Genomic DNA, 1668 nt, shown 5'->3' with positions numbered 1-1668 from the left:
GATATCGAAGATTGCGTATCGTGTACGCGTCTCAAAAATCGAATACTGGAAAGGTACCAACTTCACCTGCACACCTCTCCCTCCCTCTCGTGCAGTTCTTTGCGAGGCCGATTGGCCGAATGCTGCTTTGGGGTTTGTCAGCTTACATATCAGGTGCGATCGAACTTCTTTGTATTTATCTTAGAATAACTGATCATCGGACGATACCTGTCAGTTATCGCAGGAAGGAATCGACAGCGGATGAGTCGCACAGAAAACACGGTTTCTTCCGGCCATGACAGAATCGCCCTATGCACGTGACGCGTAGATCTAGTATGCTTCGTCAGGAGGTCGGAATCGATACCCGCGGCCGCACTCAGCCCTCTGATTTCAATCCCGAAGGGTGGCGAGAAATCTCGATTCCTGTTCATGTCTCCAACGAGGTCCGTAGCCGGATTGTCACAGAGTGGGTGCCGGAGATCGAGTGGCTGTTCCAGGGCCGGAAGGTGTCCGATGTGGCCAACTGCTGGTATTGGATTACGTCAGGAAATGACTTTCCCTCTGGTCTTGCGCGAGCTCTTGGGCGACATCGGGGGCGAGCTCGTCGACGAGATCTCGCTGCCCTGGAAACGATGTGGTACCGCGTCGCCGTGACACGGGTCTGGGGTGCCCGCCAGTGTGCAGTGAACGCGCGATCAAGTGTAACTGTTCCCGGAGCGCATCTGCTGCTGCTGGACACAGCGTTTCCGCGGCGGCGTCGAGCGCAGCGACCAGTGCCTCTAATTGCACAGGTGCGTGCTCGATGATGGAGTGTGCATCGATTTGGACGAGTTCTTGGGTATGCGCTTCAAGCCATTGATCGAGTACAAGGCATTCGTCCCGGTCGAGACGTTCGAGCAGTTCAACGAGCAGCGGACGATCGATCCGAAACGTGCGGATTGCGACCTCGTGGATCCGATGTGTCTGAGCAGACCGCTCAGTCCGCAATAGCTTAACTTGTCGACCTTCTACGCGAATCAACATCCGAGTCATCCTCCGTCCACTGGAACATGACGAGGATACTTCAGGCAAGCGGCGCTCTCTACTCCGAATTGCGAGCCGCGAATACTGCGTCAGGTTCATGAGTTCCAGAGTCCGTTAACGTCAGAGTTGTCATCCGGGCTCGCTGCTGCCTCGCCAGGTCTGGTTGATTCCGGCCGCATCACTGAGCAGTGCCCAGATGAAAAGGAAGTGCGTGCACCGCTGTGGGCCATTATCGGATCTGCCTGCCATCGTCGTTTCATTGGCCGAGAAATCAAGCAGTCGTGCGAGAGCGCTCATGCGCATATGAGTTTCAATGTGAAGTCAAGTGCCGTCAGTTGGATACAACACCACGCGAATCTTCGTAAGGTTTGCAAGCATTCGATATTTTAGGACTCCATTTAACAATTAACAATTTTCGATAGTGTTGATTTTGCGTCGACCAAGCTGCTGCTTCGCATTAGATGACTGACGGCCGGCGTGATCGGTCTTGGTGGGATTCTGATCTACACCGCTTCTTTTTGAGTGGGTGTCCCGCCATGTATTGATTTAACGAGATAATTTCGCTTGGAAAATTTTGGCTAATAATTCAATAATTCAAAGTGAAAGCAATTAGTAATATGTTGTGCGGAATTCGACTGGGCATGACAATTTTTGACCATCTTTCGC

The 1668-nt window shown here is 52.5% G+C and carries 1 protein-coding gene; it reads right to left on the bottom strand.

Annotated elements, in window-relative coordinates:
- Positions 1 to 516: 516 nt before the first annotated feature.
- Positions 517 to 1002, bottom strand: a complete 486-nt coding sequence (locus ACWERV_RS36760; protein WP_224756095.1) for a hypothetical protein — start codon at positions 1000 to 1002, stop codon at positions 517 to 519.
- Positions 1003 to 1668 lie beyond the last annotated feature (666 nt).

This window comes from Streptomyces sp. NPDC004031, from assembly GCF_053604375.1.
This window is presented reverse-complemented; position numbering and strand designations above follow the sequence as displayed.

Excerpts from the sequence above, each read along its gene's own strand:
- ACWERV_RS36760 (WP_224756095.1), bottom strand. The coding sequence starts at position 1,002 with ATGTTGATTCGCGTAGAAGGTCGACAAGTTAAGCTATTGCGGACTGAG.